The sequence below is a fragment of the uncultured Bradyrhizobium sp. genome (genome assembly GCF_936928535.1).
GTDB lineage: Bacteria > Pseudomonadota > Alphaproteobacteria > Rhizobiales > Xanthobacteraceae > Bradyrhizobium.
On record NZ_CAKZHY010000170.1, the window covers coordinates 79,107 to 96,257 of the forward strand.

Consider the following 17,151-nt stretch of genomic DNA (forward strand, 5'->3'; position numbering starts at 1 on the left):
GAACGCCATGTTGTTGAAGGATCAGGCAGCCATCGTCACCGGCGGCGCATCGGGGCTTGGCGCGGCGACCGCGCGGAAACTGGCGGCGCAGGGTGCCAAGGTCGCGGTGTGCGATCTCAACGCCAAGCTCGCAGAAACCGTTGCCGCCGAGATCAAGGGCGTCGCCGTGACCTGCGACGTCTCCGACGCCGCGTCCGCCGAAGCTGCGATCGCACAGGCGACCAAGGCCCATGGGCCGGCCCGCGTGCTGGTCAATTGCGCCGGCATCGGCGTTGCGAAGCGCGTCGTCGGCCGCGACGGCCCGATGGCGCTCGCCGATTTCGACAAGGTGATCAAGGTCAACCTGATCGGCACTTTCAACATGCTGCGCCTGGCAGCGACCGAAATGTCCAAGCTCGAGCCGCAGGCATCAGGCGAGCGCGGCGTCATCATCAATACGGCGTCCGTGGCTGCCTATGACGGCCAGATCGGGCAATCGGCCTACTCGGCCTCCAAGGGCGGCATCGTCGGCATGACCTTGCCGATCGCACGCGAGCTGGCGCAGTTCGGCGTCCGCGTGCTGACCATCGCGCCCGGCCTGTTCCTGACGCCTCTACTGGCCAATCTGCCGCAGGAAGCGCAGGACTCGCTCGCCGCCGCGATTCCGTTCCCGCGCCGGCTCGGCAACGCCGACGAGTTCGCCGCGCTCGCGCTGCACATGGTCGAGAACTCCTACCTGAACGGCGAAGTGGTGCGCCTCGACGGCTCGCTGCGCATGGCGCCGAAATAGGGCGCGCAACGCATGTTCGTGAACCGGCGCGACGTCCAGATCCAGTGGGGCGACTGCGACCCCGCCAATATCGTCTACTATCCGCGTTATTTCGCGATGTTCGACGATTCGACGTCGACCCTGTTCGAGGTCGCCGGTTTCTCCAAGCAGGACCTGGTCCGCAAATACGGCTTGGTGGGCATCCCCATGGTCGACACGCGGTCCAAGTTCTACATCCCCTCGACCTATGGCGACTGGATCACCATCGAAACGAAGATCGAGAGCATCAAGCGCTCGAGCTTCGAGGTGAAGCACAACGTCTACAAGGGCGAGGCGCTCGCCATCGAAGGTTTTGAGACCCGCGTTCTGGTCGGCCGCGACCCCGTTAACCCCGACAAACTGAAATCGGCACCGTTTCCGCCGGAAATGGTAGCAAAATTCACTGGGAGTTAGAGTCTGGAGCTAAATCGCCGCATCGCCAAAAGACGGGGCTGAATTCATCCCCGATTTCTGCTTTCAAACAAAAACGCCAAGGGAGGAATTGATGAAACGCTTTTACCTGACCGCCGCCATCGCGGCGGCGACGCTGGCACTGCCGGCCTTGCCTGCACTCGCCCAGACCGCCGAAATCACCATCGGCATCACCACCACCACGACCGGCCCCGGCGCCGCGCTCGGAATCCCCGAGCGCAACGCACTGGAATTCGTGCCGAAGGAAATCGGCGGCGTGCCGCTGAAAGTGATCGTGCTCGACGACGGCGGCGATCCCACCACCGCGACCACCAACGCACGTCGTTTTGTGACGGAATCCAAGGCCGACATCATCATGGGCTCGGCGCTGACGCCGCCGACGATCGCAGTCTCCAACGTCGCCAATGAAGCGGGCATTCCGCATTTCGGCCTCGCGCCGTTCCCGATCACGCCGGAGCGCATGAAGTGGTCCGTGGCGATGCCGCAGCCGATTCCGATCATGGGCAAGGTGCTCTATGAGCACATGAAGGCGCATAACGTGAAGACGGTCGGCTATATCGGCTACTCCGACTCCTACGGCGACCTCTGGTTCAACGACTTCAAGGCCCAGGGCGTGCCGATGGGTCTCGCTCTTGCGGACGAAGAGCGGTTTGCACGTCCCGATACTTCGGTGACCGGACAGGTGCTGAAGCTCGTCGCCGCCAATCCCGACGCGATCCTGGTCGGCGCCTCCGGCACTGCCGCAGCACTGCCGCAGACCGAACTGCGCGAACGCGGCTATCAAGGCCTGATCTACCAGACCCACGGCGCGGCCAGCATGGACTTCATCCGTATCGCCGGTAAGGCGGCCGAAGGCGTGCTGATGGCATCAGGACCGGTGATGGATCCCGAAGATCAGCCGGACACCGCCCTGACAAAGAAGCCCGGCACGGCGCTGAACGCCGCCTATGAAGGCAAATACGGCCCGCACAGCCGCAGCCAGTTCGCCGGGCATTCCTACGATGCGTTCGAGATCCTCAAGCGCGTCATCCCTGTTGCGCTGAAGACGGCAAAGCCCGGCACGCCGGAATTCCGCGAGGCCATCCGCCAGGCACTGCTGTCGGAGCGGGAGATGGCGGCCAGCCAGGGCGTCTACAACTTCACCGAAAAGGATCGCTACGGCCTTGACGACCGCTCGCGCATCCTGCTGACGGTCAAGGACGGCAAATACACGCTCGCGAAGTAAGCGGCGACGGTCTACGAAACGACGAGAGCCGGCCCATCAGGCCGGCTCTTTTCTTTTGCACGTCGCGCGATTGCGTCAGGCTGCCTGGCGCAGCGGCGTCCAGGCGAACTCCGGATAATAGATGTCCATCATCCGGTCGACATAGGCGGTGAGGTTCGGAAATCCCTCCGCGCGGTCGCGCAGGCTTGACTCGAAGAACGGCGTCAAAATGCCGGCGAGCGCGCCGAACGCGGTCGCATCGACACCGCTGGGCTTGTCGCCCATCAGATAGGATTTGTCGCCAAGCTGCACCGACAATGCGAACAGCGAACGCACGGCGAGATCGACATCATCGTCCGGTCCATGGCGACCAAGACCGGAGAGCAGATAGTTCTCGGCGACGCGGAACTGCGCATCCTCGCGCAGCTTCTCTCTGGCGTGCTCCGGCGCGCCGTCGAAGAAATGCGCAGGCCCCTTGGCAAAATTGAGCGGATCGACCCAGCGTGCGCCGACCAGCGCCCAGTAGACGTGATGCTCGATCATGCGCTCGAATGCCCAGGCCTGTGCGCGCTCGGCCAAGGAGAGGCCGGCATCGAAGTCGAAGCCGTAGCGGCGCTCGATATGAGCGCGAATGAAGGTCGAATCGGCCACCGCCTCACCGTCATCGTCGATAAAAGGCAGCTGCCCCTTGGGGGAAGCCGGCGGCATGGCGCGCTCCTTCCGGTACGGCAGTCCCGCCATCTTGAGCTGCACCTCGGTCTTGGTGACGAAGGGGCTGATTTCCGGCAGGCCGAAGCCGGTGCCGAAGCCGTAAAGCGTGATCATGCGAGCTCTCCTGAACCTGCCGAAAGAGTGGACGGAACCTAGTGCCGGGCTGCTGCCACCATGGTGGCAGCAGCCGTGATATCTTCTGCGAAACGGGCCCCCCGCCAGGCGCGACCCATCACATGGCGGGCCAGCGCGTCCGCAGCCTGGATCAGCGAACGTGCCACCACGGTTGCGAGCGCGAGGCGGAGGTCGGCGGCAGGGAGTTCGAGAAACATGAAGCGGCCGAAGACTCTGGCATGCAACGAGGCCTGCGCTCGCCACAGCGGACCAGCCAGGCCAAGATGGATTGGAGTGATCATGGACAAACCCTCTTCAGTCGATGTGTTGTCCCGGTATAGAACTCCCCTGCTGCCAACATCCTGTCAGCATGCACGCGCCGTTTTCTGATTCGTCCCCGAGAAGAGAATTGTCATGAGACGCGCCGACCGGCTGTTTCAGATTATCCAGGTGCTGAGGCGGACCCGTAAGCCGCTGACTGCGGACGCGATTGCGGCTGAGCTCGAGACCTCGAAGCGCACGATCTATCGCGACATCGCAACGTTGATGGGCCAGCGCGTGCCGATCCGCGGCGAAGCCGGCATGGGCTACATCCTGGAAAAGGGATTTGACCTGCCGCCCTTGATGCTGACACCAGACGAGATCGAGGCGGCGGTGCTGGGCGCGCAATGGGTCGCGGGCCATGCCGATTCCGCGCTGGCGCGCGCGGCCGAAGACTTGATGGCCAAGATCGCCGACACCGTGCCTGAGCGGCTGCGCCCCTTCGTGCTGGAGCCGGCGAGCCGCGCGCGGCCAAGCTGGAACAGGGAGCCGGACCGTCTGGACATGGCGCGTACGCGCACGCAAATCCACGAAGGCAAGAAGATCATGCTGCGCTACCGCGACGAACAGGGTCGCCCCAGCGAACGCATGATCTGGCCGATCTCGGTCGGCTATCTCGAAGCCGTCCGCCTGCTCGCCGCCTGGTGCGAGCTACGCAGCGACTTCCGCAGCTTCCGCACCGACCGCGTCGTGGATGCCACCTATCTCGACGAACGATACCCTGAAAGACGCGACGTGCTGCGCGCGAAATGGCGGCAGAGCCTGGTCTGGGGTCCGCCGAAAGACACATGACGCCAATGGAAGAGATCGATCAGTCGAGCTACTGCCAGAGCTGCGGCGCCTGCTGTGGCTATTCGCAGAACTGGCCGCGCTTCTCGATCGAGAGCGACGAGGAGCTTGCGTTGATCCCGGCGGCATTCGTCAACGCGCGCCAGTCCGGCATGCGCTGCGAGGGGGATCGCTGTTCGGCGCTGCAGGGAGAAATCGGCAAGGCCACCAGGTGCAGCATCTATGCGGTGCGGCCGGAGGTGTGCCGCACCTGCATGCCAGGCGACGCCGAATGCGCGATGGCGCGGCGGAAGTTCGGGCTGCCTGTTATAGCTAGCGCATGATCCGGAAAAGTGTGCAGCGGTTTTCCGCCAAGATCATGCGCCAACAACGAGCCGCTTAGGCGGGAACGGCTTCGCTGATCTCGTCATCGATTTCGTCGTCCAGCGGTGCGAGCACCGAGAGCGGCTTGGTCGACAACGTGATCGGCTTCCGGCCCCCTGACAGCGACGGCGACGATTTGGCCGAGCCTTCGCGCGACAGCGCGTAGAGCGTCGAGCCGACACGGCCACCGCTTTCGATCAGGTCGCGCTCGCTGCAGCTGCTCGCGATCGCGACAGCCAGCGAGTGCAGATGGCTACGGCGATAGCAAAACAACGCCAGCCTGGCGCGGACGTCAGGGGAAACACTCTCAACCAGCCTCGGCAGGCCGCTTTCATTGGCGCGGTACATCTCGCCAAGAAGCTCGTCACGAACCGGGCAGAAATCGCTTTCAAAAGCGTCGCGGCTTGAAAACATTGTAGTTCTCCCTCGTGTCGGGAAGATGCAGCGCAATTCTCTAATGAAAGGTTAACCACCCTGGGCGGTAGTCACCCGGGGTCCTTGCGCGTGGGGCGCGAATCAGTCGGCGCGATGGCGCCTGCTGCCTGCCGTCATTCCGCGGCGATCCGGCGGCCCGAACCCGGTGTTTCCAGGTTGCGGGTCTCGCTTCGCCGCTCGGAACGACCGTGCCAGCCTCAGTTCGCCGCCATGAAAATGGAAAGGCCGAAGCCGGTCAGGTGGTGCAGCGCCTGGTCGACGCCAATCAGGGTCCAGAACCAGGGGTGCTCCTGGTTGACGCCAAAATTTGCCGAGACGAATCCCTTGGCGCGGTCGATCGTAATGTGGATGACGAAGTCGATCAGCGCCACGAACCAGAATTTTGGCGCCACGATCAGGATCAATGGCAACGCAACCGCAAAGTGAACCAGGCAATGCACCAGGAGCGGCAAAGCCCAGCCGTGCTTCTGGTCCTTGCCGTGCGCCATCCAGGCCGTTTGCAGGACGAAATCGGCGATGATGTGCTTGAAGGTAAGCAGCAACATCCAGCCAATGAGCGCTTCAACCGGAACCGCCGATGACAGGGGTGGAAACGACAAAGCTGACGCCCTCGTTGTCTCGATGAGAAAAAATGGAGCGTTCAGCGCAACTTCTTCTTGGACCCGTCAAGACCGTCGGGACCGACGATTTATGACATTTCCCGCGCCGGAATGCAGCCGGGGGGAACCGGAAAATCGCCAAGTGTGGCTAAACGGTGATAGGATGATCAAGCACACGGGTTCGCCCAAGTAAGGTTACCTCCGGCGCGGAATTTGCTTTCCGGGACTGGAGCGCTATCATCCAAAGGTAGAGGATTATCGTTCTTTTTTAAACGCTTACGAAATTTTAGCGCGGGCCGCCGGCGATAACCGTAGCGCCTGCCATTCAGGGAATAAGGCCAGGTGCTGCCATGAGTGCTGAAGGCCCGACCTCGTCGACCGAACCCTCGCCGCCACGGCGTCCCAAAGTGATCAAGACCAACCAGCAGCAGGTGCTGCTGTATGTCGTGCTGACCCTGCTGCTGTCGCTGGCGACCGTTTGGGCGGGCCGCGCCTGGGTGCACAATTCGGAGACGCTGACCTTTGCTGTTGGCAGCCCCAATGGCGACGAGGCCCTGTTCGCGAACAAGCTCGCCACGCTTCTGAAGGACAACGGCTCGCGCTTCCGGATCAAGGTCGTGAACAATCCGGATAGTGCCAAGGCGATCGCGCAATTCGACCGCAAGCAGGCCGATCTTGCCATCCTGCGCACCGACGGCAAGGTGCCGTTCCGCGCGCGCGCGCTGGCGCTGCTTGAGCACGATTTCGTGCTTCTGCTCGGTCCCGGCAACAAGAAGATCAAGTCGCTGGCCGAGCTGAAGAAGAAGAAGGTCGCGGTTCTCGCCGACAGCGATTCCTCGCTCGCCTTCGTCCGCAACCTCCTCGATATCGCCCCCGACAGTCCTGACGCCGCCAAGATCCAGATGGCGCCGCAGGGTACGACCCTGGACAGGCTGTTCGCGCCGGCGAGCGGCTTCAGTGCGGTGATCGCTATCGTCCACGCCTCCAAGGCCGTGCGCGACAGGGCCTATGAGCAGGTCGCCAAGCGCGGCGGCTTCACGCTGAATGCGATTGATGAAGCCAAGGCGCTGGCGCGCAAATTCCCGGGCATTTCCGACGAGACTTTGACGGCCGGCACGCTGTCTGCGTCACCCGAGATTCCCGACGACGACCTCGACACGATCGGGCTCGAATGGCTTCTGGTCGCGCAATCCAAGATGTCCGGGACCACCGCCGGCGACATTGCGCGCATTGTTTACGAGAACAAATCCGCGCTTGGGCTCGACAACGGCTTTGCGACTCATATTGAGCCGGCTTCCGTCGAGAAGGACGCCTACGTGATGGCGCATCAGGGAGCGGCCGATTACATCAACGACGACACCAAGTCGTTCATGGATAAATACAGCGACATGATGTATCTGGGCGCCGCCGCGCTCAGCGTCATCGGCTCGATCTTCGCCGCGATCTACGCCAAGGTCACCCGCATCGCGCCGGAAAAGGCGAGCGAGCTCTCCACCGCCATCCTCTGCATCGGCGAGCGCATCGAGCATGCTCATTCACTGGATCAGATCGAATGCCTCCAGGACGAGCTTGAGAGCATCCTGCGCGGCGCGGTGATCGGCTTGCGCGACGGCACGATCAGCACCGACGGGCTCGATACCTTCAAGCTCGGTTACGAATTTGTCCGCGACGAGATCGGCATGCGCCGCGATTACTTGAAGCGCCACGCCAGCGAGATCGAGAAGGCCAGCCGACAGGCCCTCCCTCCCCCGCATGACGACACCAATGTCGTGGCGGTGAAGACGGCTCAGAGTGCCTGACCTATCGAACCGTGCCCCGGGAACCCCCGGGGGCGGGTGTTTCTGGCAAATCGCGGCGGATCTCCTGCGGAACCGTGTCCCAAAGCAACCGTTGGTTAGGGGCACAACCGGAGAACGCACCATGCGTATACTCCTCGTCGTCCTCTTGCTGGGAATGCTGGCTGCGGTTGGTTACTTCGCCTACTCGGCCATGTCAGTCGGAGGCGACCCGATCCCCACGGAAGGTTATGTGGCCCTGGCGCTCGGAGCGGGGTTCTCCGTGGTTGTCGGCATCGGCTTGATGATGCTGCTGTTCTTCAGCAGCCGCCGCGGCTATGACGAGCCACCCCATTTCAAGTGACCGCTTGACCTGCCCAGATTAGCCACCCGCATCGAAGGCGGGCGCCTGTCGTTGACGGCCTCCGCGCGGACGGGCACTTTGGCGCCGAAGTCCCAACCGGGGACAGCAAGAGAACCAAGACCGAGCCGCCATCCCGCATGCCGAAGCCGATGTTTCCCGCCCTGGCCCAGTTCGTGGCCGCGACCGCCGGCCGCAACATGACCAAGGCGGCTTATGTGGCGGTGACCGTCGGCGTGCTCAGCATGGTGCTGCTGACGCTCGAACCGGCCTATGAGACGGCGCACCGCTGGGTCGATTTCCTGCTGTGGGCCAGCCTCGTCTATTTCGTGTTCGAATGGCTGGTCCGGCTGCGCCATATGACGCGGCAAGGCCGGCTGGGGATCTACATGTCCTCGTCCGCCGGGTTGGTCGACACCGTCGGGGCGCTCGCCGTGCCGGTCGCGCTGGTCCTCGGCGCCGAGCCCAAGACGGCCTGGCTGCTGAGCGTGCTGTGGGTGCTGAAGGTCGTGCCGGGCATTCCCGGCCTGCGCCAGCTCCGTCGCGTGCTCGTGCTGGAATCGGGGCCTCTGCTCAGCGTGCTCGTGATTTTCCTGATGGTGGTCTTTCTTGCCTCCGTCGCCGAGTATTTCCTGGAGCGCGACGTGCAGCCCCAAACGTTCGGCAGCGTCCCCGCCGCACTGTGGTGGGCGGTCGTCACGCTGACCACGACAGGCTATGGCGACGTCGTGCCGGTCACGCCGCTCGGCCGAATGGTGGCTGCGCTGGTGATGATCTCCGGCCTCGGCGTGTTCGGCCTCTGGACCGGTATCCTGGCGACCGGGTTCGCGGCGGAGACCCGCCGTGACAATTTCCTCAAGACCTGGGAATCCGTCAGCAAGGTGCCGTTCTTCGCGGCGCTAGGCCCAGCGGCCATCGCCGACGTCACCCACATGCTGCGCACCATGGAGCTGCCAGCGCGCACCATGATCATCCGCAAAGGTGCGCAGGGTGACTGCATGTATTTCATCGCCGCCGGCGAGGTCGAGGTGGACCTGCCCGGCAAGAAAGTCCAGCTCGGGGAAGGCGCCTTCTTCGGCGAGATGGCGCTGCTCGGCAACAACATGCGCGGCGCCAACGTCTCGACCACGAAAGTGTCGCGGCTGCTCGTGCTCGACCTCGTCGACTTCCGCGTGCTGATGGCACGGCACCCCGATCTCGCCGAGACCATCGATGCCGAAGCCAAGCGGCGCACGCTTGAAAACAGGTAGTGGAGACAGGAATGTCGGAGACAACCGACGCGGCCTCTGGCCCGGTGCTCGAAATCCGCGGCGCCCGCGCGACCATCCGCCTCAACCGGCCCAAGCATCTCAACCGGCTTCAAGCCGAAGATCTTGGCGAGCTCGTCCGGCTGTTCGACCGGATCGAGGCCGATCCTGATATCCGTGTCCTGGTGCTGACCGGCACGGGACGCGCGTTCTCCGCCGGCTATGATCTCAACTCGGTCGCCGAGCGCGCGGTCAGCGCCAACGAGCAACAGAGCGCGGGCTCGGCCTTCGAGGTCGTCGTCAACCGGCTCGAGGATCTCGGCGTGCCGACGATCTGCCGGCTCAATGGCGGCGTCTATGGCGGGTCGACGGACCTCGCGCTCGCCTGTGATTTCCGTATCGGCGTCGACACCGCCGAGATGTTCATGCCGGCCGCCCGGCTGGGGCTGCATTATTACAGGAGCGGCATCAAACGCTACGCGACACGGCTCGGTGTCGACAACGCGAAAAGGCTATTCCTCACGGCCCAGAAGATCAGCGCGCCGGAAATGCTGCGGATCGGCTACCTCACCGCCATGGTCGCGGTAGAGTTTCTGGACGAGGAAGTCGACAAACTCGCCGATATCCTCGCCGGCAACGCACCGAGCGCGATGCGCGGCATGAAACGTGCCATCAATGAATTCGCTCGCGGCGAACTGGACGAGGCGGCCGCAGACCAGCGCCACCGCGACAGCATGCGCGGCGACGAGATCAAGGAAGGTATCAAGGCGTTCTCGGAGAAGCGGGCACCGCGGTTTTGAGGATCATCCGCGCTTCGACCGCATTGCGCGTGTTTGACTGAGCTTTGAATCGTGCGACAGCGCTTGATAGCGTTCGCTGTCGACAGCATAGATCGCGATACGGCCCTCCTTGTCGGCATGCACACCCCAGCCATAGCGCTTGCCGAGGCCTGAGGCCCGCATGCAGGCCTGTCCGCGCGAGAAGAACGCAGCGCGTGCCGCGTTCCTTTCCGGCCTGGTCGCCTTGGCTCCAAGCTCGCGCCCTTGCGCTGAGGTCGCGAAGATCACGTCGTCGGACGTGTACTTATAAGGCGCGTTCGCGATCATCGCATATTGCAGTCCGGCCACCGTCGGCCGTCCGGCCCGCGGCGGCGGCTCCTCACCGGCGCGCGCCGGACAGTCCTCGGCCACCCGGATGAACGTGTCGACACAATTGGTCGTATGGATCGGCTTGGTCATATGAGTTCAGACCCTTCATCCTCCCGCGGCTGCAGCATGCTGCGCAGCCATCTCATCGTCCGCCGCACTAATGCGCTGATACGCCTGTCGCGAGGTGATGCGCTCGCTGTAGCGAACAAATACATCCTTCTTCGGAACGATACCGAACATCATGGTCCAGTTGAACGCGACGCCCCACAAGATATCGGCAGCGGTCATGCGCTCGCCAAGCAGATACGGCCCTTTCGACAATTGAGCCTCGAGCGCGCCCAGCATGGTGTCGTAGTCTGCGTAGGGCGACTGCGTGATCGGCATCGGCTCGCGCTTCATAAACTTGTCGATCAAAGCGGGTTCGAAAGAGGAACCGTAATATGCGATCCAGCGCAAATAGGGGCCACGCAGCGGGTCGCCTGGTGCGGGTGTAAGGCCGGCCTGCGGAAAGAGATCGGAGAGATAGATACAAATGGCGACCTGCTCGGTCACGAGCGCGCCGCCATGCTGGATCGCCGGCACCTTGCCGAGCGGGTTGATGGCGAGATAGGCCGGCTGCCGTTGCTCGCCTGCCTTCATGTTGAGGATATGGATATCATAGGGCGCGCCGAGCTCCTCCAGCAGCACCCGCGTGCCCATGGCCCGGCTCTGCGGCGAATAATACAGCGTGATGCGATTCGCGTCGTTCATGGCGGGTCTCCCTCGGGCCGGCTTGCGATGACGCCCCTTGTAGCAAACCATACCTGACATCCTGTGTCAGGTATGGTTTAAGCAATCATGCGCGCGAGCCGAATGATGTCGATCCTCACCACCCTCCAGGCCAAGGGACAGGTCACTGCGCCCGAGCTCGCGGAGGCCTGCGAAGTCTCGGTGCGCACGATCTATCGCGATATCGACGCGCTCGCAGCATCCGGCGTTCCTGTTTATGCGGACCGCGGCGCGGAAGGGGGCTACCGTCTGCTCGACGGCTATCGCGTGCGGTTGAACGGTTTGTCGCAGAGCGAGGCGGGCGCGCTGTTTCTCGCAGGGCTCCCGGGCCCTGCGGCGGCGCTGGGGTTCGACTCAGCGATGATCGCTGCGCAGAATAAGCTGATGGCGGCGCTGCCCGCGAACCTTCGCGAAGATGCCGGACGGATGCAGGAGCGCTTTCACCTGGACGCGCCGGGCTGGTTCGGCGAGGCGGAAGAGCCCAAGCATTTGCGCGCGATTGCCGGTGCGGCTCTGCGCGGGACGCTGATAAAAATCCGCTATCAGAGCTGGCGCGCCGAGAAGCAGCGTCGCGTCGCCCCGCTCGGCCTCGTGCTCAAGGGCGGCAGCTGGTATCTCGCAGGGCAAGTCGACGGCAGCATACGTACCTATCGCATCACGCGCGTGCTTGATTGCAGCGCGCTCGACGACCGCTTCGATCGCCCCGCCGATTTCGATCTCGCCACTTATTGGCAGAATGCGACGCTGCGGTTGGAAGCAGAAATGCATCCGAACGTCGCGACCGTGCAGCTGTCGCCGCTCGGCGTGAAACTGCTCGACGCACTGAGCCAGCCTTACGTCAGGGGGCGCACGCAGATTGAAGAGGCCAGCGATGCTGACGGCTGGCGTATCGCCAGAGTCCCGACGGGCAAGACGTCATGGCATGCGGCCGCCGAATTGCTGCGGCTCGGGTCCGAAGCCGAAGTGCTGGAGCCCGCCGATCTCCGCGAGAAAATGGCCGAGATGACCCAGGCGATGGCCGCGCGTTATCGTACGGCGCGGAAAGCATGATGGCGGCGCCTCTCGCCGCGATCAACGAAACAATTCTGAAACACGATTCTCACATCCCTGCGTGAACGTAATCGCGCTTCGCCTCGACCGAGAAGCAGGGACACAACAACGGCCTCGCGCCACACTGGAGAATGAGAATGTTTCGTAAGCTCGCACTTGGACTGATCGCCGCCGGCTCGCTTGGCGCTGCCGCTCTCGCACCCACCGCCGCGTCGGCCCACGGCTTCCACCACTACTGGGGTCCCGGTTGGGGATTCGGCGGCATCTACGTCAACACCGGCATGAACAATTGCTATCAGGAGCGCGTCATCCAGACCCGCCACGGCGCACGTGTCCGCGTCGTGAATGTCTGCGGGTATACCGTCTACTGAGCACGGCTGCTTCGATTGGCGTACCCCGACCGCTCCGCGGCCGGGGTTCGTCGTTTCAGCTAGCAAGCGCCGTTGGGGACGCGGCCAGCTCGTCAGCACTGGAATTGCGCTGCAATATCCACCGCTCCGCGCGCGAACGCCGCAGCGATGGTGCAAAGAAGAAGCCCTGGGCAACGTCGCAACCGATGCGGCGTATGATCTCGAGGGCCTCGGGGCTTTCGACTCCTTCAGCCACGACCTTCATGTTGAACGCCTTCGCCAGTGCCACCGACGCGTCGACGATCTTCATCATGTCCTCGTCGGATTCACAGCCCTTGATGAACGACTGGTCGATCTTGAGCTCGCTGAACGGCAGCCGCGCCAGCGCGGCAAGCGACGAATATCCGGTGCCGAAATCATCGATGGCCGTGCCGATCTTCTTGATCCGTAGCCGTACCAGAATATCGTTGGCGCGATCGACGTCGGCCATGGCGATCGTCTCGGTGATCTCCACCGTCAGCGCAGACGGGGGGATGTTTTCGCGGCGCAGGGTCTCCTCGATCCGCTCGGGCAGCGTCAGATCCGACATCAGCGAGCCGGAGATATTCACGGCGATGGTGAAGCCCGGATTGCGCTCGATCAGCTTGCGGCCCTGCGACATCGCAGACGATAACACGCAGTCGGTCAACTCGCGCATGAGGCCGGCTTGCTCGGCAATTGGAATGAAAACCAGCGGCGACACCATGCCGAACTCAGCGCTGCGCCAGCGCGCCAACGCCTCGGCGCCGATGACCCTGCCGGTCTGCAGCGCGATTTTCGGCTGGAATTCGACGAAAAACTCGCCGGCGGCGAGACCATCCGCGATATGGTCCGGCGTGATCGGCGGCAACGGCGAAGCGGATGTTGCAGCCAACGACGAGCGCTGCGGCAGTTCGAGCGCGCCGCGCAGACGAGTGAGATCGAGCGGCTTGGTCAGGCAGCCGCCAACCAGCAGCTTCAGGCCGTTTGCAACCCGGCGCGTCGCCTTCATGATGCGATCATCGCAACCGCTGATGATCACGATGGACATCGATTTGAGATTTCGCTCGGCAACGAAGCGCAGCAGCTCCACCCCGTCCCGCTCTCCAAGCGACAGGTCGAGCGCCATGGTCTGGAAGGTTTCTCGGGCCAGAAGTTCGGTTGCAGCCTCGAAGGACGAAGCAACGACGGTGTCGTAGCCGAGCTTCGCACCGATCTTGCTGATCAGGACCCGTTGCACCAGATCGTCATCAACCACCAGAAGACGGCTTCTCGTCGCGTTCATTGCCCATCGCTCCAGACATCGGATGCTTTGATGCGAGAGACATTAGGAGAGCGGGCTCACCTTGCCGTGAATACAAGGCTGCTAAAACTTTCTCGATCCGGAAGAACTAGTTAGGCATATTTCAGCGGCAGCCAAGCGATTGATTTCAATTGGCGTTTTCGTTTCGCTCGACGTGGTGTGGCTGCACGGTACTGGGATGATCCGTGCCATCGGCACATGCGATGAACAGGCCGTAAAGCCCTCTATCGAAAGCCGGCAAATGCGGGACAGGCCTCGAAGGAAACCTCTACTGGAGCACCCTTCGCGAGTCGCCCTTCAGCTGCTGCCGGCGAAACCAGGCCCATGTCTCACGTGTCGTCCTGATGTAGCCGCGGCCGCGATAGACGATCTCGCCATCGACGATCTCGTTCAGCTTCGGCAACGCGTGAAACGGGATCGAGGGGTAGGCATGGTGCTCGACATGATAGGGCATATTCCACGTCATCCATCTGACGATCGCCAAAGTATAGGTGGTGCGCGTGTTCTGGAAGGCGCTGCGCGTGCGCTCACAGCCGGTGTGCTCGGCCAGGAGATAAGGCCGGAGGAAAAATTGCCCGATGATCAGCGGGGCGATCCAGACCTCGAGCAGCAGCGCGGTGGAGAACCACAGTGAGAGCGTGAGCAGCAGGATATAGAGCGCGGCATAGACGCGCGCTTCGGTCACGATAATGGCGCGTCTGTTCTCGGGGATCCAGGGCACCGTGACCTTGCCGGTGATGGCGTGACCGAGCATCAGTCGGAGGCGGCCCGCAACCTGGAGCAGACCGCTATAGGCGAGCGCGATCTGGGTGTCGGATTTCGGCTTCACGCCCACGATCAGCTCCGGGTCCTTCTCGGGATCCTGGGTGTAGCGATGATGGTCCCAATGGAACAGGCAGTAATATTCGTAAGGTTGCCCGATGATGAAGGCCGAGAGATAGCCGACCGCGAGATTGAGACCGCGACTCCTGAAGGCGGTCTTGTGCGCGGTCTCGTGCACCGCCATGAACAGGAAGGCGACAAAATAGCCCTGCACCACCATCAGCGGCAACGCCCAAAGGACGCCATGGCTCGAGCTCACCTTCCAGATCAACAACCCGACCAGCACGACCAGGCCATAGTGACACAGGCTGCGCGCCGCGCCCTTGAGATCGGAGCGTACCGACAATTCGCGCAGCATCGCTGGTGCCAAAAGCTTGAGGCGCTGGCCGGGTTCTGCAACGGAAACGGTCGCATCAGTCATGATCAGGACCTGCATTACTTGTTGAGAAGCTCTGCAATCTCGGCCTTGAGAAAGGCGTGATCGCGCGAATTGTTGACCGGATTGCCGGCACGGTGGCCATGGACCGACAGGATCGGATGCAGCACGGCCGATTTTGCGTTGACGAGGCGGCCGAGCTCGTCCTCGTTATCGCGCACGTCGAAGTAACGATCGGTCGCGCCCGGCATCAGCAGCATGTGCGCCTTGATCGCCCCGAGCGCGCGATCGAAATCGCCGCCGAAGGCCGCACATCGGCTGACATCGCCAGCCTGCCAGATACCGATCTGCACCAGCAGATCGTTGGCGTCGCGCCGGGCGAAGGTCGTGTCCCAGGCGCGGACGAGATAGTCTTCAAGCGAGGTGAAGCCGGCCTCGCGCCAGATCTCGTCGCGATAGAAGCCGTGAGACATCGCCCAGCCGGCATAGACGCGCCCCATGGCGCGATAGCCGGCAACGGGCCTTTCGACAAAGCGGCCGTCGCGGAAGGCGGGATCGCCTGATAGCGCAGCCTTCACGGCTTCCAGAAACACGTAATTGTAGGGCGCGCATCGCGCGCTGCCGCAGACGACCGCTGCTCGCTCGACCATATCAGGGTGGAGTGCGGCCCAGTGATACGCCTGCATGCCGCCCATCGACCAACCGTAAACCAGCGCGAGCTTTGCGATTCCGAAGCCCTCGGTCAGCAACCGGTACTGGGCAGCGATAGCGTCATGATATGTGAACTCCGGAAACGGCGCGTCGGCGGAATTCGACGGCGACGATGACAGGCCGTTGCCGAACAGGTTCGGGATAATGATGAAATAGCGCTCGGGGTCGAGCACGCCGCCGGGCTGGATCAGCCACGCGGTGTCGTAATGCTGCGCGCTGAACGAGGTCGGATAGAGAATGACGTTGTCCCTGGCAGGGCTCAGCGCGCCGAAGGTCTTGTAGGCGAGCTTCAGCGCAGGGACCATGGCGCCGGACTGAAGCATGGTGTCGCCGGCTTCGAATATCTCGTAATCGCGCCCCGTCATCCGGCCGGCTCCCGCTCACGCGGTCGCAAAACGCGCCGCCGGTTCGACGATGCATCGATCGTGCCGAACCCGCAAACGCTTCATTGCGCCGCGATAATAATGTACTAATAGTACAGTTATTAGATGAAGGCAAGAGAAAGAAAACCGGCTCAGGCGATGGCGGCGATATATCGCTCCACTGACACCTTGAAGGCGGCCTTCGCGCCTGCGGCAATGTTTCGCCCCCACCACGCGCCGTAGATGCGATCGAAGGCAAGGGGCTCGACCGCAGCCGCAATCCGCCGTACCGCGGCGGCGTTGAGCGGCATGTAGTTCGGATAGGAATACATGAAGCTGACGAAGCGGCGATCCATCGTGACCTGCGCGATATCGCCGGTCAGCAGCGCGCCCTTGCCGTCGGCACCGCGCGCATCGTGCAACATGGTGGCGCCAGCGAAATGGCCGCCGGTTCGCAACAGCAGCACATTGTCCGAGATGCGGTGCTGATCGCCGGTCCAGTGCACGATGGACTGGTGTGGACGCGTCACCCATTGGCGGTCGTCGGCGTGCAGATAGACCGGCACACCACCAAATGCTTCGCTCCAGTCCGCGAGCGCACCATAATAATGCGGATGCGAGATCGCGATCGCCGTCAGGCCGCCAAGCGATTTGACATGGGCGATCGCCTCCGGCGTTGCCAGCGGAATGCAGTCCCACATCACGTAGCCCTCGCCATCGGGGACCAGCAGCGCGCGCTGGCCGATGGCAAAGCTCGGCTCGAGCGCAATGCCGGCAAGGCCGAGATCGTCGCGCCAGACGAGGTGGTGACGCTCTGCCAGCACCTCCCGCGTGAAGAAGGCCTGGCCTTTCCAGTTCACATATTGCCGCTCATCTTCGCAAATCGGACAGGATGCCGGCGGCCTTCCGGCGTCCGGAAATTGCGCGCCGCAGGTTTCACAGGTCCAGGAGGGCATAGGATGATCCCAAACAAGAGCGGACACTCATGAGGTGACATCGCACCCCTCCGATTGCAAGTCCGAAAGGAACCAACGCGGTTAGCGCATGTTACTTTTCGGACCGCTCCGGCACGGCCGGCGATTTCCACCTGCGCGAGACCTCATGC

At 63.0% G+C, this 17,151-nt stretch carries 21 protein-coding genes; 11 read left to right on the forward strand and 10 right to left on the reverse strand.

Annotation, left to right across the window (positions count from 1 at the left end; translation table 11 throughout):
• Nucleotides 1-7 precede the first annotated feature (7 nt).
• The 3 genes from Q0687_RS33390 (at nt 8) to Q0687_RS33400 (ending at nt 2,444) form a co-directional block, all read left to right on the forward strand.
• Nucleotides 8-769, forward strand: a complete 762-nt coding sequence (locus Q0687_RS33390) for an SDR family NAD(P)-dependent oxidoreductase (protein ID WP_212426096.1) — start codon at nt 8-10, stop codon at nt 767-769.
• A 12-nt stretch (nt 770-781) separates the two neighbouring features.
• The gene (locus tag Q0687_RS33395) at nt 782-1,201 is read left to right on the forward strand and encodes a thioesterase family protein (protein ID WP_200471569.1); all 420 of its coding nucleotides are present in this window, start codon (nt 782-784) and stop codon (nt 1,199-1,201) included.
• A gap of 91 nt (nt 1,202-1,292) precedes the next feature.
• Nucleotides 1,293-2,444, forward strand: a complete 1,152-nt coding sequence (locus tag Q0687_RS33400) for an ABC transporter substrate-binding protein (protein WP_298886450.1) — start codon at nt 1,293-1,295, stop codon at nt 2,442-2,444.
• A 75-nt stretch (nt 2,445-2,519) separates the two neighbouring features.
• On the opposite strand, the gene Q0687_RS33405 is transcribed toward Q0687_RS33400, so the two are convergent.
• Nucleotides 2,520-3,248: a glutathione S-transferase family protein gene (locus tag Q0687_RS33405; protein WP_298886453.1), complete on the reverse strand. Its 729-nt coding sequence runs from the start codon at nt 3,246-3,248 to the stop codon at nt 2,520-2,522.
• A gap of 38 nt (nt 3,249-3,286) precedes the next feature.
• Nucleotides 3,287-3,550 (reverse strand): hypothetical protein, encoded by a 264-nt coding sequence (locus tag Q0687_RS33410; protein ID WP_298886456.1) that lies wholly within the window; start codon nt 3,548-3,550, stop codon nt 3,287-3,289.
• A gap of 112 nt (nt 3,551-3,662) precedes the next feature.
• On the opposite strand from Q0687_RS33410, the gene Q0687_RS33415 reads away from it, so the two are divergent.
• Complete coding sequence (locus Q0687_RS33415) at nt 3,663-4,361, forward strand: YafY family protein (protein ID WP_298886458.1); 699 nt, start codon at nt 3,663-3,665, stop codon at nt 4,359-4,361.
• A 5-nt stretch (nt 4,362-4,366) separates the two neighbouring features.
• On the forward strand, nt 4,367-4,681 hold the full coding sequence (locus Q0687_RS33420; RefSeq protein WP_298886589.1) for a YkgJ family cysteine cluster protein: 315 nt from the start codon (nt 4,367-4,369) through the stop codon (nt 4,679-4,681).
• 55 nt (nt 4,682-4,736) lie between these two features.
• Here Q0687_RS33420 and Q0687_RS33425 read toward each other — a convergent pair whose 3' ends face one another.
• Both Q0687_RS33425 and Q0687_RS33430 read right to left on the reverse strand, forming a co-directional pair.
• A complete protein-coding gene (locus tag Q0687_RS33425; protein WP_298886461.1) occupies nt 4,737-5,135 on the reverse strand; it encodes a hypothetical protein in 399 nt (132 codons plus the stop codon).
• Between the two features lie 218 nt (nt 5,136-5,353).
• Entirely contained in the window at nt 5,354-5,701 is a 348-nt protein-coding gene (locus tag Q0687_RS33430) for a DUF3307 domain-containing protein (protein WP_298886464.1), read from the reverse strand.
• A gap of 404 nt (nt 5,702-6,105) precedes the next feature.
• Here Q0687_RS33430 and Q0687_RS33435 point away from each other — a divergent pair, with 404 nt between their 5' ends.
• The 4 genes from Q0687_RS33435 to Q0687_RS33450 all read left to right on the forward strand — a co-directional run bounded on the left by Q0687_RS33435 (nt 6,106) and on the right by Q0687_RS33450 (nt 9,938).
• Nucleotides 6,106-7,554 (forward strand): TAXI family TRAP transporter solute-binding subunit, encoded by a 1,449-nt coding sequence (locus Q0687_RS33435; RefSeq protein WP_298886467.1) that lies wholly within the window; start codon nt 6,106-6,108, stop codon nt 7,552-7,554.
• Between the two features lie 121 nt (nt 7,555-7,675).
• On the forward strand, nt 7,676-7,894 hold the full coding sequence (locus Q0687_RS33440) for a hypothetical protein (protein WP_298886470.1): 219 nt from the start codon (nt 7,676-7,678) through the stop codon (nt 7,892-7,894).
• A 137-nt stretch (nt 7,895-8,031) separates the two neighbouring features.
• Nucleotides 8,032-9,141 carry a cyclic nucleotide-gated ion channel gene (locus Q0687_RS33445; RefSeq protein WP_298886473.1) on the forward strand — a complete coding sequence of 370 codons (1,110 nt, stop codon included), beginning with the start codon at nt 8,032-8,034 and terminating at the stop codon, nt 9,139-9,141.
• An 11-nt stretch (nt 9,142-9,152) separates the two neighbouring features.
• Entirely contained in the window at nt 9,153-9,938 is a 786-nt protein-coding gene (locus tag Q0687_RS33450; protein ID WP_298886476.1) for an enoyl-CoA hydratase/isomerase family protein, read from the forward strand.
• A 3-nt stretch (nt 9,939-9,941) separates the two neighbouring features.
• Here Q0687_RS33450 and Q0687_RS33455 read toward each other — a convergent pair whose 3' ends face one another.
• Nucleotides 9,942-10,376 (reverse strand): DUF6157 family protein, encoded by a 435-nt coding sequence (locus tag Q0687_RS33455; RefSeq protein ID WP_298886478.1) that lies wholly within the window; start codon nt 10,374-10,376, stop codon nt 9,942-9,944.
• A gap of 15 nt (nt 10,377-10,391) precedes the next feature.
• A complete protein-coding gene (locus tag Q0687_RS33460) occupies nt 10,392-11,036 on the reverse strand; it encodes a glutathione S-transferase family protein (protein WP_298886480.1) in 645 nt (214 codons plus the stop codon).
• An 87-nt stretch (nt 11,037-11,123) separates the two neighbouring features.
• Between Q0687_RS33460 and Q0687_RS33465 the strand changes: the two genes are divergently transcribed.
• Both Q0687_RS33465 and Q0687_RS33470 read left to right on the forward strand, forming a co-directional pair.
• Nucleotides 11,124-12,104, forward strand: coding sequence for a YafY family protein (locus Q0687_RS33465; RefSeq protein WP_298886482.1), 981 nt, complete (start codon nt 11,124-11,126; stop codon nt 12,102-12,104).
• A 137-nt stretch (nt 12,105-12,241) separates the two neighbouring features.
• Complete coding sequence (locus Q0687_RS33470; protein WP_298886484.1) at nt 12,242-12,475, forward strand: hypothetical protein; 234 nt, start codon at nt 12,242-12,244, stop codon at nt 12,473-12,475.
• Nucleotides 12,476-12,530: 55 nt separating this feature from the next.
• Here the strand turns inward: Q0687_RS33470 and Q0687_RS33475 are convergent, their stop codons facing one another.
• The 4 genes from Q0687_RS33475 to Q0687_RS33490 all read right to left on the reverse strand — a co-directional run bounded on the left by Q0687_RS33475 (nt 12,531) and on the right by Q0687_RS33490 (nt 17,002).
• Nucleotides 12,531-13,757 (reverse strand): EAL domain-containing response regulator, encoded by a 1,227-nt coding sequence (locus tag Q0687_RS33475; RefSeq protein WP_298886485.1) that lies wholly within the window; start codon nt 13,755-13,757, stop codon nt 12,531-12,533.
• A 286-nt stretch (nt 13,758-14,043) separates the two neighbouring features.
• Nucleotides 14,044-15,018, reverse strand: a complete 975-nt coding sequence (locus tag Q0687_RS33480; RefSeq protein ID WP_298886487.1) for a fatty acid desaturase — start codon at nt 15,016-15,018, stop codon at nt 14,044-14,046.
• Nucleotides 15,019-15,032: 14 nt separating this feature from the next.
• Nucleotides 15,033-16,049, reverse strand: a complete 1,017-nt coding sequence (locus Q0687_RS33485) for an alpha/beta fold hydrolase (RefSeq protein ID WP_298886489.1) — start codon at nt 16,047-16,049, stop codon at nt 15,033-15,035.
• Nucleotides 16,050-16,198: 149 nt separating this feature from the next.
• Nucleotides 16,199-17,002 carry an MBL fold metallo-hydrolase gene (locus tag Q0687_RS33490; protein WP_298886491.1) on the reverse strand — a complete coding sequence of 268 codons (804 nt, stop codon included), beginning with the start codon at nt 17,000-17,002 and terminating at the stop codon, nt 16,199-16,201.
• Between the last annotated feature and the right edge of the window lie 149 nt (nt 17,003-17,151).

Excerpts from the sequence above, each read along its gene's own strand:
- Q0687_RS33440 (WP_298886470.1), top strand. The coding sequence starts at position 7,676 with ATGCGTATACTCCTCGTCGTCCTCTTGCTGGGAATGCTGGCTGCGGTT.
- Q0687_RS33430 (WP_298886464.1), bottom strand. The coding sequence starts at position 5,701 with ATGTTGCTGCTTACCTTCAAGCACATCATCGCCGATTTCGTCCTGCAA.
- Q0687_RS33410 (WP_298886456.1), bottom strand. The coding sequence starts at position 3,550 with ATGATCACTCCAATCCATCTTGGCCTGGCTGGTCCGCTGTGGCGAGCG.
- Q0687_RS33470 (WP_298886484.1), top strand. The coding sequence starts at position 12,242 with ATGTTTCGTAAGCTCGCACTTGGACTGATCGCCGCCGGCTCGCTTGGC.
- Q0687_RS33425 (WP_298886461.1), bottom strand. The coding sequence starts at position 5,135 with ATGTTTTCAAGCCGCGACGCTTTTGAAAGCGATTTCTGCCCGGTTCGT.
- Q0687_RS33420 (WP_298886589.1), top strand. The coding sequence starts at position 4,367 with ATGGAAGAGATCGATCAGTCGAGCTACTGCCAGAGCTGCGGCGCCTGC.
- Q0687_RS33435 (WP_298886467.1), top strand. The coding sequence starts at position 6,106 with ATGAGTGCTGAAGGCCCGACCTCGTCGACCGAACCCTCGCCGCCACGG.
- Q0687_RS33460 (WP_298886480.1), bottom strand. The coding sequence starts at position 11,036 with ATGAACGACGCGAATCGCATCACGCTGTATTATTCGCCGCAGAGCCGG.
- Q0687_RS33415 (WP_298886458.1), top strand. The coding sequence starts at position 3,663 with ATGAGACGCGCCGACCGGCTGTTTCAGATTATCCAGGTGCTGAGGCGG.
- Q0687_RS33450 (WP_298886476.1), top strand. The coding sequence starts at position 9,153 with ATGTCGGAGACAACCGACGCGGCCTCTGGCCCGGTGCTCGAAATCCGC.
- Q0687_RS33490 (WP_298886491.1), bottom strand. The coding sequence starts at position 17,002 with ATGCCCTCCTGGACCTGTGAAACCTGCGGCGCGCAATTTCCGGACGCC.
- Q0687_RS33475 (WP_298886485.1), bottom strand. The coding sequence starts at position 13,757 with ATGAACGCGACGAGAAGCCGTCTTCTGGTGGTTGATGACGATCTGGTG.
- Q0687_RS33405 (WP_298886453.1), bottom strand. The coding sequence starts at position 3,248 with ATGATCACGCTTTACGGCTTCGGCACCGGCTTCGGCCTGCCGGAAATC.
- Q0687_RS33480 (WP_298886487.1), bottom strand. The coding sequence starts at position 15,018 with ATGACTGATGCGACCGTTTCCGTTGCAGAACCCGGCCAGCGCCTCAAG.
- Q0687_RS33485 (WP_298886489.1), bottom strand. The coding sequence starts at position 16,049 with ATGACGGGGCGCGATTACGAGATATTCGAAGCCGGCGACACCATGCTT.
- Q0687_RS33445 (WP_298886473.1), top strand. The coding sequence starts at position 8,032 with ATGCCGAAGCCGATGTTTCCCGCCCTGGCCCAGTTCGTGGCCGCGACC.
- Q0687_RS33465 (WP_298886482.1), top strand. The coding sequence starts at position 11,124 with ATGCGCGCGAGCCGAATGATGTCGATCCTCACCACCCTCCAGGCCAAG.
- Q0687_RS33400 (WP_298886450.1), top strand. The coding sequence starts at position 1,293 with ATGAAACGCTTTTACCTGACCGCCGCCATCGCGGCGGCGACGCTGGCA.
- Q0687_RS33395 (WP_200471569.1), top strand. The coding sequence starts at position 782 with ATGTTCGTGAACCGGCGCGACGTCCAGATCCAGTGGGGCGACTGCGAC.
- Q0687_RS33455 (WP_298886478.1), bottom strand. The coding sequence starts at position 10,376 with ATGACCAAGCCGATCCATACGACCAATTGTGTCGACACGTTCATCCGG.
- Q0687_RS33390 (WP_212426096.1), top strand. The coding sequence starts at position 8 with ATGTTGTTGAAGGATCAGGCAGCCATCGTCACCGGCGGCGCATCGGGG.